Origin of the sequence: Bradyrhizobium sp. (genome assembly GCF_049691595.1) — a bacterium.
Classification (GTDB): Bacteria; Pseudomonadota; Alphaproteobacteria; order Rhizobiales; family Xanthobacteraceae; genus Bradyrhizobium.
The window spans coordinates 1-12,796 of the sequence record NZ_JBAVNZ010000568.1; the positions used below are offsets into that span (position 1 = coordinate 1).

The window sequence follows — 12,796 nt, forward strand, 5'->3', positions numbered from 1 at the left end:
GAAAACAGCGGCAGCGTGATGTGCCAGAAATAATCGAGGATCTTCCAGTACCAGGGAAACTGCGCCCAGCCGTCGGAGGTCAGGCCGCGCAGCGGGAAGAGGTTGAAGAACGAGCCGCCGGCGAACAGGATGATGAGCAGGATCGCGAACAGGAACCCCGGAATCGCAAAGCCGACAATGATCACAGCCGAGGTCCAGGTGTCGAACCGCGAGCCGTCCTGCACCGCCTTGCGGATGCCGAGCGGGATCGAGATCAGATAGGTCAGCAGCGTCATCCAGATTCCGAGTGACATCGAGACCGGCAGCTTCTCCTTGATCAGTTGCAGCACGCTGACGTCGCGAAAGTAGCTCTTGCCGAAATCGAACCGCACGAAATTCCACACCATCAGTGCGAAGCGTTCCGGCGCCGGCTTGTCGAAGCCGAACTGCACCTCCAGCTTCTTGATGAAATCCGGATCGAGCCCCTGCGCGCCGCGGTATTTCGAGTTGACCACATCCGCCGACGCCCCGATCTGGGGACGGGCGCCGAAATCGCCGCCGGACGATCCCGACACCCGCGAAGCCGCGCCGGTATCCGCTCCGGAGAGCTGCGCGATCACGCGCTCGACCGGTCCGCCCGGCGCGAACTGCACGACGACGAAGGAAACGAAGAGGATGCCGAGCAGCGTCGGGATCATCAGGAGAATGCGGCGGGCGATATAGGCGCTCATGGGCTATTTCGCCTGCTCGGCCGCGGCCGCCTTGTTCGGATCGTACCACCAGGTCTCCGGCGCGCCGCGTGCGTAGCGCGGCTTGATCGCGGGGAAGCCGAACTGATCCCAGTAGGCGATCCAGAACGAGGCCTTGTTCCAGTGCGGGATCCAATAGCGTCCGGACCGCAGCACCCGGTCGAGTGCGCGGCAGGTGGTGTTGAGTTCGGCCTGGCTCTGGGCCGCGACCACCTTTTCGACCAGCAGGTCGATCACGGGGTCGGCAATCCCGGCGAGATTGTTCGAGCCCTTCTGGGCGACGTAATCGCTCGAGAAATAGGTTCGCAGCGCGCTTCCGGGTATCTGCGGATAGATAAACCGCGCGACCACGACATCGAAGTCGAAATCCTTCGTGCGCGCCTCGCCCTGCGACGGATCGACCAAACGGATATTGGCATCGACGCCAAGCACCCGCAGATTCTTGATGAAGGTCGAATGGTGCGGCTCGAACGACCGCTCGGTGAGCAGGAACTCGACCGTGAACTGCTCTCCGTTGGCGTTCATCCGCCGGCCGTCCTTCACGGTCCAGCCCGCCGCGTTGAGCAGTTCACCGGCATTGCGCAGCAGCTTGCGATCCTGCCCGGACCCGTCGGTCACCGGCGGGACCCAGGCCGGCCCGAACACCTCCGGCAGCAGGCGGTCGCGGAACGGCTCAAGCAGCGCGACTTCTTCCGGCGAGGGTTCGTCTTTCGCCATCATCTGGGAATTCTGGAACACCGAATGGGTACGTTCGTAGGAACCATACATCAGGTTCTTGTTGGTCCATTCGAAATCGAAGGCGATCGTCATCGCCTCGCGAACGCGGCGATCCCTGAACTTGTCCCGGCGGGTGTTGAGCAGCCAGCCCTGAGCCCCGGAAGGCCTCTCGTCGGGAATCACCGCGCGCTTCACCCGCCCGTCGCGAAGGGCGGGGAAATCATATCGCGTGGCCCATACGCGCGAGGTAAACTCCTCGCGGAAAAGATAGTTGTGACCGGCAAAGGCCTCGAAGCCAACCTCCCGGTCCCGGTAGTATTCATCGCGCAGCAGATCGAAATTGTATTGCCCGCGCGAGACCGGCAGGTCGGCGCCCCACCAGTTCTTGACGCGCTCGAACTCCACGTAGCGTCCCTGCTCGAAACGCGCGACGCGGTAAGGGCCGGAACCGAGCGGCGCCTCAAGCGAAGTCTCCTCGAAGGATTTTTGGGTATAGTATTTTTTCGAGAAGATCGGCATCGCAGCGGCGAGCGCGGGAGCATCGAGGCCGCGCGTCCGCGCGAAGCGCAGGATGACGGTCCGCTTGTCATCGACCACGATGTCGGCGACATCGCGCAGCACCGAGGAAAGATTGGGATGTCCCTTGGTCTTCAGCGTCGTCAGCGAGAACGCGACGTCCTCGGCGCCGATGTCGCTGCCGTCATGGAACGTGATCCCCGGCCGCAGGCGAAAGCGAAACGCGAGGCCATCCGGGGAAACGGTCAACTCCTCCGCGGCGAAAGGATAGATCGCATCCGGCTCATCGAAGGCGCGTGCCATCAGCGAGGCGAACGTCAAGCTCATTCCGTTCGCGGCATCGCCCTTCACGATATAGGCGTTGAACGAATCGAACGTCGATCCGCCCGCGCCGACCAGTTGAGAGAACGTCCCGCCCTTCGGGGCGCCGACGTTGACGTAATCGAAATGGTGAAAGTCCGCGGCGTATTTCAGTTCGCCGAACGCCGACAGGCCATGCCTGGCGACGCCTTCGCCGCTCGCACCGGCCGGCGCCAATCGCGCGGCGCCCAGTGCGCCGATACCGAGCCCCAGCGCGTGCCGACGGGTGAAGTGCGCCATGCGTGGAATATCCCTCAAGACCGCTTGCCGATCTTGGCGGCTTTGTCGGGGTCATGCCACCAGATCGCGGGGAAGCCGGACAGACCGTATTTTGGCATTTCAGCCGGCCGGCCGAAGCGGTCCCAGCGCGCCGTGCGAACTTTCGGATAGTTCCACTGCGGCACGACGTAGTGATTCCACAGCAGAACGCGATCGAGCGCCCTGGTCGCAGCGACGAGGTCGTCGCGGTCGACAGCAAAGATGACACGTTCGATCAACTTGTCGATCGCTGGATTCTTGATACCGATGATGTTGCGCGAGCCGGCCATATCGGCGGCCGGCGAACCCCAGAATTCGCGCTGCTCGTTGCCGGGCGACAGGGATTCGCCCCAGGATGACACCACGATGTCGAAATCCCAGCTTCGGAGCCGGTTTTCGTACTGCGTCGGATCGATGGTGCGGACGCTGACGGCGATACCAAGCCGTTCCAGCGAGGGTTTGAAAAACAACATGACCCGCTCGAAACTTGGCTCCGCATTCAACAGCTCAAGCGTGAACTGGCTGCCGGTCTTGCTGTCGACCAGCTTGCGATCGCGCACCTCGTAACCGGCTTCCTTGAGCAGCCGCAGTCCCTCGCGCAGGTTTTCGCGCACCGCCTCGGGGTTGCCGCCAACCGGATTGGTGTAGGCCTTCGTGAAAACCTCGCCGGGCACTTCGGCGCGGACCTTTTCCAGGATCTCGAGTTCCTTGCCCTCCGGCAGGCCACTCGATGCCAGCTCAGTGCCGTCGAAATAGCTGCTGATCCGCTTGTATTGGTCGAAGAAGATCTGCTTGTTCATCTCTTCGAAATCGAATGCGAAATTCAGTGCGCGGCGCACCCGCGGATCCCTGAACTTGTCGCGGCGTATGTTGAGCGCGAATGCCTGCATAATTCCGGAGCTGCGGTTGGGAAACTCCTCCAGCAGCACGCGCTTTTCAGTGACGGCGACGAAATCATAGGCCGTAGCCCAATTCTTGGCGCTGTTTTCGGTACGCCAATCGACCTGATCGGCCTTGAAGGCCTCAAGCGCCACGATCGAGTCGCGGAAATATTCGTAGCGCAGCTCGTCGAAATTATTGCGGCCGATATCGGTGCTGAGATCGCGACCCCAGTAGTCTTTCACGCGCTCCAGCGCGACCGATCGGCCGGCGACGAAATCCTTGATGCGATAGGGACCGGAGCCGAGCGGCTTCTCCAGGGTGGTCGCGGAGATGTCGCGCTTGCGGCCTTCGCCGTCGGCGCCTTCCCACCAGTGCTTGGGCAGCACCGTGAGCTGGCCAACGATCTGCGGCAGTTCCCGGTTACCCGGTCCATCGAAGGTGAATTTGATGGCGCGATCGCCAATCTTCTCGGCCTTCACCACATGCCGGTAATAGGCCGAGTATTGCGGATGATGTTTCTTGAACGCATCGAGGGAAAAGATCACATCGTCCGGCGTTACCGGCGTGCCGTCATGCCACTTCGCCTGCGGCCGCAGCCGGTAGGTGACGGACGAAAAATCCGCGGGATGACTGACCGCCTCGGCGAGCGCGCCATATTCGGTCGAAACCTCGTCCAACGATGGCGTCATCAGCGATTCATAGATCAACTGGACGGCCGATGCGATCGAGCCTTTGACGCCGGAAACCGTTACATTGAAATTGTCGAATGTGCCGATCAGAATCTGGCGCGCGACGCCGCCCTTCGGCGCATCGGGATTGACGTAATCAAAGTGCTTGAAGTCAGGTGGATATTTGACGTCGCCAAACAGCGACAGCGCATGGCGCCAGCCCGGCTCGCCGGTCGCCGATTGCGCCTGCGCGGTTTCGATTGCCGGGAGGCCCGCCGCGACGCCGAGCGCCGGAGCCATCGCGGCCATGGCGCCGCCTTGCAGAAGATGCCGTCTGGTAATTGCCAAATGAAGAATTCCTGTTGCTGACCGCTGCTACTGAGGACCCAATATAAGGCAAGGGTTCGACAAATGACGTTGCTTTTTCCTCATGATATAGCCTGATAACACCGCCGTGCGGCGATACGTCCCGGTAACGACCACGCGATCACCATATGGAAACGGCCAGGCGAGGCCTGGCCGTTCGACGAAAGTCCGAGCCGGGCGATCGAACCGCTACTTCGCCGCGGTCGGCAGCGGAAGCGGGGTTTCGGCCAGGGTGCGCAAATAGGTGATCACGTCGGCGCGCTCGCTGTCCTTTTGAATACCGGCAAAGCCCATCGCGGTGCCAGGAACGGCCGCCTTGGGATTGGCGATGAACGCGTTGAGTTCCTGGTAGGTCCACTTGCCGCTCTTGCCCTTCATGGCGGCGGAATAGTTGAAGCCGGCCTCGCTGGCGCGGGCGCGCTCGACGATCCCGAACAGGTTCGGGCCGACCCGGTTCGGACCGCCCTTCTCGAAGGTATGGCAGGCGGCGCATTTCTTGGCCGCCGCCGCGCCCTTTTCAACGGAGGCGGTCTGCAGCAATTTCTCGATCGGCTCGGACGGCGCCGCGGCTTCCTTGGCCCCGCCATGGGCTTCTTCCTTCACGGCAATCTCAAAGCCGGGCTTTGCCGGCATCACCGGCGCGAAAATCGCGCCGGCCGTAAAGCTCGTCACCAGCAGCAGAATGCAGGTGCCGAGAATGGCACCGATGATCTTGTTGAGTTCGAAGGAGTCCATTTTCGGATCAGGCTCCAGGCCGGAAGGTCGACTTAAGGCCGGAGAGACGGCCGCGAATGAGCTCGAGGAATCAGGCTTTCGCGCCGCGCCCGAGCAAGGCTTGAGATATCGGTTTGCCCACGCGCTGGCAACCCGTATAAACGCCCCGACTTTGCGCCGATCCCCACTATTTCCGGCGGCTTTTCGTGCCGCCCCTGACGTCAAGCCGATGACCGAAACCCGCATCCTGGTGCTGATTCCCGCCCGCATGGCCGCCACAAGGCTGCCCGGCAAGCCGCTGCTGGAGATCGCCGGCCTGCCGATGATCATCCATGTGCTGCGCCGGGCGGAAGCGGCACAAATCGGCCGGGTCGCGGTCGCCACCGACACGCCGGAAATCGCAGCCGCCGTCAAATCCCATGGCGGCGAGGCGGTGATGACCCGCGCCGATCACCCCTCCGGCTCGGACCGGATTTACGAGGCGCTCCAAACCCTCGATCCCGAGGGCCGGACCGAGATCGTGGTCAATCTGCAGGGCGACTTCCCGACCATCCGCCCCGAGAATATCCGCGGCGTACTGCCGCCGCTCGACGACCCCGCGGTCGATATCGCGACGCTGGCGGCCGAAATCCATACCGAGGAGGAGAGCACCAATCCGAACGTGGTGAAGGCGGTGGGCTCGCCGATCGGCCCGCAGCGGTTGCGCGCGCTCTATTTCACCCGCGCCACGGCGCCTTACGGCGACGGCCCCCGCTACCATCACATCGGCCTCTACGCCTATCGCCGGGCCGCGCTCGCGCGGTTTGTGTCGCTGCCGCCGTCCCCGCTGGAAAGCCAGGAAAAGCTCGAGCAGCTGCGGGCGCTCGAGGCCGGCATGCGCATCGACGTCACCATCGTCGACACGGTGCCGCGCGGCGTCGATACGCCGGCCGACCTGGAAACCGCCCGCCGGATATTAGCGTCTCGTTCTGGTATTCGGCCGGCGCTTCCATAACGTCGCGGTGCTGTTGAGATTCTCGACCGACCACGTCAGCCGTTGAACTCCTTTACCAGCCGGTTGAACTTCTCGGGGTTCTCCAGGAACATGAAGTGCGCGCCGCCCTCGTTCTCCTCGAAGATTTCGGTCTTCGCGCCCTTGATTTGTTTCCCGATCCAGACCTGAGACTTCCAGGGAACGAGGCTCGCTTTGCCGCCCACGACCAGAGTTGGGATGTTGATCATTGGAATGAGGTCTCGCCAATCGTTGGTGCCGTGATCGAACAGCAGGCGTGCCGCATATTCTCGTGGAAACTTCAGGTTTTCCTGAATCACCCAGTTTACCGCGTCCGTAGCATACTGCTTGGTGAACATGCCGCGGACGAACCCTTCCGAGGTCTTCACGCCGTCGGGGCCCGCCAACGCATTGACATTATCAAATAGCGACTTGCCGTCAAAAATCGCGCCAGCGTCCTCCAGTTCTTGTGGTGACCAGGCGGGGTTGCTCGTGATCATCGGCATCTGATCGACCAGGATGAGCTTCGAAAGACGATCGCTGCCGTACTGCTCCCAATAACCCCATATTACTGAGCACCCCATGGAGTGGCCGGCCAATGTCACCCCGCTTAGATTGTTCGCCACAAGGAACTCGCGGACGTCCGCCGACAGTCGTTGAATGCGGTACCCGTGGTTCGGCCTTGCGGATTCCCCATGGCCACGCATGTCCAGGGCATAGACGTGGTATTTGTCGCTCAAGCCAGCCAGCTGATGCTTGAACTCCATCGCCGATTGTGACCAACCCGGAATCATCACCAGGGGCTTGCCCGAGCCGGCCTCCAGATAGTGCAGCTTGACGCCGTCGTTAGTCGTGAACCATGCCTCCTTGAAGGTCGGTTCAGCGGCGATCGCCAGGCATGGTGCAACGATCAGTCCTAATAGCAGAAGCGCTTGCGACATGGCTTTTACAACGCGCATGGGCCATTCCTCCCTCGTAGTGATTGGTCCGACGCTCTGAGCATCGGCCTTGCGATATGTTACGATACCACTGGTATGGAGCGCTACAAGCGGATCACATTCAAGTAAAGAATTGCGCCAAGGCGGGTCATGCCCAACTCTGCTGGTGTAATGTCTTTCACACTGCGATCGTCGTTAGGACCGCCTCGATCGCTATCCGTGGTGTTCAAAAACGGCGACAGCGGCCGCCTCCTTGTGCGGCGGCCCACCTGAATATCGAACCAGCCGGGATCGGTCAGGCGACATCGAGTCCATCGGCCCTGGTTGAACGAGCCGCTATCCTTTTGTCTTAACGCGTTTTCTTCACGCGAACCGGCGTCCGCTTGGCTCGAAAACGCTATCGCCAAGGCCTGAACGGCTGATACAAGGCGCCAGGAACACACCATGACAAAAAAGCCGAAAATCGCGTTTCAGGGCGAGCCGGGGGCCAATTCCCATATCGCCATCGCCGAAGCCTATCCCGGCGCCGAGCCGTTGCCCTGCCCGACGTTTGAGGACGCGCTCGCCGCGATCGCCTCGGGCGAAGCGGATCTCGGGATGATTCCGATCGAGAATTCGGTCGCCGGCCGCGTCGCCGACATCCATCATTTGTTGCCGGATTCCGGCCTGTTCATCGTCGGCGAATGGTTTTTGCCGATCCATCATCAGTTGATGGCGCCGCGCGGCGCCAAACTCGCCGACATCAGGACGGTCGAGAGCCACGTCCATGCGCTCGGCCAGTGCCGCCGCATCATCCGCAAGCTCGGCATCAAGCCGATCGTCTCGGGCGACACCGCCGGCTCAGCCCGCATCGTCGCCGCGCGCGGCGACAAAAGCTGCGCGTCGATTGCCTCGCGCCTGGCCGCCGACATCTACGGCCTCGATATTGTGGCCGAGGATATCGAGGACGAAACCCACAACACCACGCGCTTCGTGGTGCTGGCGCGCGAGACCAGCTGGGCCAGACAGGGCTCGGGGCCGCTGGTCACCACATTTGTTTTCCGGGTGCGCAATTTGCCGGCCGCGCTCTACAAAGCGCTGGGCGGCTTTGCCACCAACGGCGTCAACATGACGAAACTGGAAAGCTACATGGTCGACGGCAATTTCTTTGCGACCCAGTTCTACGCCGACGTCGACGGCCATCCCGACGACAAGGGTCTCGCCTTTGCGCTGGAAGAGCTAAAATTCTTCTCGCGCGAATTCCGCATCGTCGGCGTCTATCCGGCGCACCCGTTTCGGGCGACGTTCAGCGAGAAGGCGGAGTGAGCTTTCGTGCCCGGACGCGGTGCAGCGCTACTTCAGCGCTGCTCCGCAGAGCCGGGACCCACTCTCGCCGACAGGCGATGGACCCCGGATCAGCAGCGCACCACGCCGCAAAGAGCGGCGTGCTGCGCAGCATCCGGGGAACGGAGAGCCATCACGCCGCTGCCTTCTTGCCGAGCCCGAACGCGTCCGCCAGGAGGCTGTAGGATTTCTTGCGCGCGTCGTGGTCGTAGACGGCGGTGATGATCATGAGCTCATCCGGCTTACTTGCGTCGAGCATCGGCTGCAGCTTTTGCATCACCGTCGCCGGACTGCCGACGAACAGCCGCGCGCGGTTGCGCGCGATCGAGGCGCGCTCGGCGTCGGTGTAGGGATAGGCCAGCGCTTCCTCGACGCTTGGCAGCGGCAGATATTGGCCGCGGTCGCGGCGCAGGCGGTTGAGGTCCATCGACGAGGCGAGCTTTTCTGCTTCGGCATCGGTTTCGGCGGCAACGGCGGCGACCGCGAGAATGCCATGCGGGGCCGCGCGCCAGCCCGACGGCTTGAAATGGGCGCGGTAGTTCGTCATCGCGGCGACGGCATCGTAGGATGCAAAGTGATGCGCGAACGCAAAGCCCATGCCGACCTGCGCCGCGAGTTCCGAAGAGTAGTCGCTGGAGCCGAGCAGCCAGATCGGCGGCAGCGGCGAATCGTCCGGCATCGCCACCACGTTGTTGTAGGGATGACCGGGCGGGAAATCGCGCGTTTCCCACAGGATCAGTTCATGCAGCCGTTCGAGAAAATCATCGCCCTCGCGGCGATCAAGCCGGCTGCGCAGCGCGTGCGCGGTGGCGCCATCGGTGCCCGGCGCACGGCCCAAACCCAGATCGATCCGGCCGGGAAACAGCGCCTCCAGCATCTTGAAGCGCTCGGCCACCACCAGCGGCGCATGGTTGGGCAGCATCACGCCGCCGGAGCCGACCCGGATGTTCTTGGTGACGGCCGCGATCTGGCCGATCATCAAATCGGGCGCCGGGCTCGCCACCGAAGCCAGATTGTGATGCTCGGCGAGCCAGTAACGGACATAGCCGAGACCATCGACATGGCGCGCCAGATCGATGCTGTTGCGCAGCGCCGCGGCGGGTTTTGTGCCTGTGGTGACGACCGAGAGGTCGAGGACGGAAAGCGGGATCATGGCCCCAACCTAATGCGGCCCATGAAGCTCACAAAGCCCTTGGCCGCGCAGATCAGGCCCGCGACGGCGGAACTGGAGTTTGGTTCCGGAAGGGAATAAAGTGGGACATGTAAACGGATTTTCCCTTGAAATCATATCTGCCCACAATCAAATTCAACCCCTAATTTTAGTCCGAATACGGCATTTATCTTTCAAATACGGGCATCTATCGACCGATAACAGCTCTGTCAGAGCTTGCCCAACCATTCCAAACATCTACTATTTATTTCATTATCTGTATAATTATTGGGCAATTTCCCATCGCAGATGGGCTGTTTGGTCCGTCTCGTTTGGCCTATTTTAGGGGGTCTGCAGCTAGGCCTGATGTCCTGAAATCCCTGTGGAGCCTGTGAGTGCCATGACCGAGGTTACGTCCGCCGCATCCGATGGGCAGCGTGCGCCACGAGTTCCCGCGATCTCGTTTGAGTTCTTTCCGCCCAAGACGGAGGAAATGGAGCGCAGCCTGTGGGAGACCATCAAGCGGCTGGCGCCGCTTTCGCCGAGTTTCGTGTCGGTGACCTATGGCGCCGGTGGCTCGACCCGCGAGCGCACCCATTCCACCATCGCCCGCATCCGGAAGGAAACCGACCTGCTGCCGGCCGCGCATCTGACCTGTGTTGGCGCTGCGCGCGGGGAGATCGACGAGATCGTCGACCGCTATCACGAGGTCGGCGTCCGCCACATCGTGGCGCTGCGCGGCGATCCCGCGACCGGGCTCGGCACGCTTTATGCCGCCCATCCCGACGGCTACCAGACCTCGGCCGAGCTGGTCGCGGGCATCAGGAAGCGTCACCCCGATATCGAGGTGTCGGTCTCGGCCTATCCGGAAAAACATCCCGAGAGCGCCACCATCGACGCCGACATCGACACGCTGCAGGCCAAGGTCGATGCCGGCGCGTCCCGCGCCATCACCCAGGTGTTCTTCGACAACGATCTCTACTTCCGCTATCTCGACCGGGTGCGCGCGCGCGGCATCGACATCCCGATCGTGCCCGGCATCATGCCGATGCACAATTTCAAACAGGCGAGAGCCTTCGTGACCCGCGCCGGCACGTCCGTGCCGGACTGGCTCGCGGCAAAATTCGAGGGCCTCGACGACGATGCCGAGACCCGCAAGCTGGTTGCCGCCACGGTCGCCGCCGGCCAGGTGCAAAAGCTCGCCAAGCACGGCGTCGATACCTTTCACTTCTACACCATGAACCGCGCGGACCTCGTGTTCGCCATCAGCCATCTGCTCGGCATCCGCCCGCACTGCGCCCAGAAAGCCGCTTGATCCGATGACCGTGCCGGTTTCCCCGAAGCGAACCGCCCTGCTGGCGGCCGCCCGCGAGCGCATCCTGGTGCTCGACGGCGCCATGGGCACCATGATCCAGGCCCTCGCCTATGACGAGGCGGCGTTTCGCGGCGCGCGTTTCGCGGATTTCCACCGCGACGTCAGGGGCAATAACGATCTCCTGATCCTGACCCAGCCCCGGGCGATCGAGGCCATCCACGCCGATTATCTGCGCGCCGGCGCCGATATCGTCGCCACCAACACCTTCTCCTCGACCTCGATCGCGCAGGCCGATTACGACATGTCGGACCTCGCCTATGAGCTCAACCGCGATGGCGCGAAACTGGCGCGCGCGGCCGCCGAGCGGGTCACCGCCGAGGATGGCAAGCCGCGCTTTGTCGCCGGCGCGCTCGGCCCCACCAACCGCACCGCCTCGATCTCCCCCGATGTATCCAATCCCGGCTACCGCGCCGTGACATTCGACGATCTGCGCAAGGCCTATGGCGAGCAGTTCAACGGCCTCTTGGACGGCGGCGCCGATCTGTTGCTGGTCGAAACCATCTTCGATACGCTGAACGCCAAGGCGGCGCTCTACGCCATCTCGGAGATTGGCGAGGCGCGCGGCATCGACGTGCCGGTGATGATCTCCGGCACCATCACCGACAAGTCCGGCCGGCTGCTGTCGGGGCAATTGCCGGAAGCGTTCTGGAACTCGGTGCGGCACGCAAAACCCATCACCATCGGCTTCAACTGCGCGCTCGGCGCCGAGGACCTTCGCGCGCATGTCGCCGATATCGGCCGCGTCGCCGACACCCTGGTGTGTGCCTATCCGAACGCCGGCCTGCCCAACGAATTCGGCCAGTACGACGAGAGCCCGGACTACATGGCGCGGCTGATCGGCGAATTCGCCCGTGACGGCCTCGTCAACATCGTCGGCGGCTGCTGCGGCACCACGCCCGACCATATCGCGGCGATTGCCGCGGCTGTGGCCCCGCACCAGCCGCGCGCAATTCCCGTAATCGAGCCGCGCCTGCGGCTCTCCGGCCTCGAGCCGTTCGAGCTGACGCCCGCGATCCCCTTCGTCAATGTCGGCGAGCGCACCAACGTCACGGGTTCGGCGAAATTCCGCAAGCTGATCACCGCGGGCGATTACACCGCCGCGCTTCAGGTGGCGCGCGACCAGGTCGAGAACGGCGCCCAGATCATCGACGTCAACATGGACGAGGGCCTGCTGGATTCCGAAGCCGCGATGGTGACATTTCTCAATCTCGTTGCCGCCGAGCCCGACATCGCCCGCGTTCCCGTGATGGTGGATTCCTCGAAATTCGCCGTGATCGAAGCCGGGTTGAAATGCGTCCAGGGCAAGCCGGTGGTGAACTCGATCTCGATGAAGGAAGGCGAGGCGAAATTCATCCACGAGGCGACCATCGCGCGGCGTCACGGCGCCGCCGTGGTGGTGATGGCGTTCGACGAGGCCGGCCAGGCCGACACCTTCGCGCGCAAGACCGAGATCTGCCGGCGCGCCTACGACATCCTGGTCGACCGGCTCGGCTTCCCGCCGGAAGACATCATCTTCGACCCGAACATCTTTGCGATCGCGACCGGGCTCGAAGAGCACAACAATTACGGCGTCGATTTCATCGAAGCCGCGCGCTGGATCCGAAACAACCTGCCGGGCGCGCATGTTTCCGGCGGCGTCTCCAATCTGTCGTTTTCGTTCCGCGGCAACGAGCCGGTGCGCGAGGCCATGCATTCGGTGTTCCTGTATCATGCGATTCATGCCGGCATGGACATGGGCATCGTCAATGCTGGCCAGATGATCGTCTATGACGACATCGATCCCGAGCTGCGCCAGACCTGCGAGGACGTC

At 62.8% G+C, this 12,796-nt stretch carries 10 protein-coding genes and 1 pseudogene; 4 read left to right on the forward strand and 7 right to left on the reverse strand.

Annotated features, from left to right (window positions below; translation table 11 throughout):
- From WCE35_RS22990 to WCE35_RS23005, 4 genes and pseudogenes are all read right to left on the reverse strand, one after another.
- Window positions 1-710, reverse strand: a pseudogene (locus tag WCE35_RS22990) (microcin ABC transporter permease); the annotation flags it as partial.
- Window positions 711-713: 3 nt separating this feature from the next.
- Complete coding sequence (locus tag WCE35_RS22995; protein ID WP_424595609.1) at window positions 714-2,561, reverse strand: extracellular solute-binding protein; 1,848 nt, start codon at window positions 2,559-2,561, stop codon at window positions 714-716.
- 14 nt (window positions 2,562-2,575) lie between these two features.
- A complete protein-coding gene (locus WCE35_RS23000; protein ID WP_424595610.1) occupies window positions 2,576-4,477 on the reverse strand; it encodes an extracellular solute-binding protein in 1,902 nt (633 codons plus the stop codon).
- Window positions 4,478-4,684: 207 nt separating this feature from the next.
- Window positions 4,685-5,230 (reverse strand): c-type cytochrome, encoded by a 546-nt coding sequence (locus WCE35_RS23005; protein ID WP_424595611.1) that lies wholly within the window; start codon window positions 5,228-5,230, stop codon window positions 4,685-4,687.
- 208 nt (window positions 5,231-5,438) lie between these two features.
- On the opposite strand from WCE35_RS23005, the gene WCE35_RS23010 reads away from it, so the two are divergent.
- Window positions 5,439-6,203 (forward strand): 3-deoxy-manno-octulosonate cytidylyltransferase, encoded by a 765-nt coding sequence (locus WCE35_RS23010; protein ID WP_424595612.1) that lies wholly within the window; start codon window positions 5,439-5,441, stop codon window positions 6,201-6,203.
- Between the two features lie 35 nt (window positions 6,204-6,238).
- On the opposite strand, the gene WCE35_RS23015 is transcribed toward WCE35_RS23010, so the two are convergent.
- Together WCE35_RS23015 and WCE35_RS23020 are read right to left on the reverse strand one after the other, a co-directional pair.
- Complete coding sequence (locus tag WCE35_RS23015) at window positions 6,239-7,159, reverse strand: alpha/beta fold hydrolase (protein ID WP_424595613.1); 921 nt, start codon at window positions 7,157-7,159, stop codon at window positions 6,239-6,241.
- An 83-nt stretch (window positions 7,160-7,242) separates the two neighbouring features.
- Window positions 7,243-7,545, reverse strand: coding sequence for a hypothetical protein (locus WCE35_RS23020; RefSeq protein ID WP_424595614.1), 303 nt, complete (start codon window positions 7,543-7,545; stop codon window positions 7,243-7,245).
- Between the two features lie 37 nt (window positions 7,546-7,582).
- Here WCE35_RS23020 and WCE35_RS23025 point away from each other — a divergent pair, with 37 nt between their 5' ends.
- On the forward strand, window positions 7,583-8,443 hold the full coding sequence (locus WCE35_RS23025) for a prephenate dehydratase (protein ID WP_424595615.1): 861 nt from the start codon (window positions 7,583-7,585) through the stop codon (window positions 8,441-8,443).
- 151 nt (window positions 8,444-8,594) lie between these two features.
- Here WCE35_RS23025 and WCE35_RS23030 read toward each other — a convergent pair whose 3' ends face one another.
- Window positions 8,595-9,614, reverse strand: a complete 1,020-nt coding sequence (locus WCE35_RS23030) for an LLM class flavin-dependent oxidoreductase (protein WP_424595616.1) — start codon at window positions 9,612-9,614, stop codon at window positions 8,595-8,597.
- A 397-nt stretch (window positions 9,615-10,011) separates the two neighbouring features.
- Here WCE35_RS23030 and metF point away from each other — a divergent pair, with 397 nt between their 5' ends.
- A complete protein-coding gene (gene metF / locus WCE35_RS23035) occupies window positions 10,012-10,926 on the forward strand; it encodes a methylenetetrahydrofolate reductase [NAD(P)H] (protein ID WP_424595617.1) in 915 nt (304 codons plus the stop codon).
- Between the two features lie 4 nt (window positions 10,927-10,930).
- On the forward strand, window positions 10,931-12,796 hold a 1,866-nt coding region (locus tag WCE35_RS23040; protein ID WP_424595618.1), incomplete at its 3' end, for a homocysteine S-methyltransferase family protein.

Coding starts and splice junctions, on each gene's coding strand:
- WCE35_RS23005 (WP_424595611.1), bottom strand. CDS start 5,230: ATGGACTCCTTCGAACTCAACAAGATCATCGGTGCCATTCTCGGCACC.
- WCE35_RS23025 (WP_424595615.1), top strand. CDS start 7,583: ATGACAAAAAAGCCGAAAATCGCGTTTCAGGGCGAGCCGGGGGCCAAT.
- WCE35_RS23010 (WP_424595612.1), top strand. CDS start 5,439: ATGACCGAAACCCGCATCCTGGTGCTGATTCCCGCCCGCATGGCCGCC.
- WCE35_RS23015 (WP_424595613.1), bottom strand. CDS start 7,159: ATGCGCGTTGTAAAAGCCATGTCGCAAGCGCTTCTGCTATTAGGACTG.
- WCE35_RS22995 (WP_424595609.1), bottom strand. CDS start 2,561: ATGGCGCACTTCACCCGTCGGCACGCGCTGGGGCTCGGTATCGGCGCA.
- metF (WP_424595617.1), top strand. CDS start 10,012: ATGACCGAGGTTACGTCCGCCGCATCCGATGGGCAGCGTGCGCCACGA.
- WCE35_RS23030 (WP_424595616.1), bottom strand. CDS start 9,614: ATGATCCCGCTTTCCGTCCTCGACCTCTCGGTCGTCACCACAGGCACA.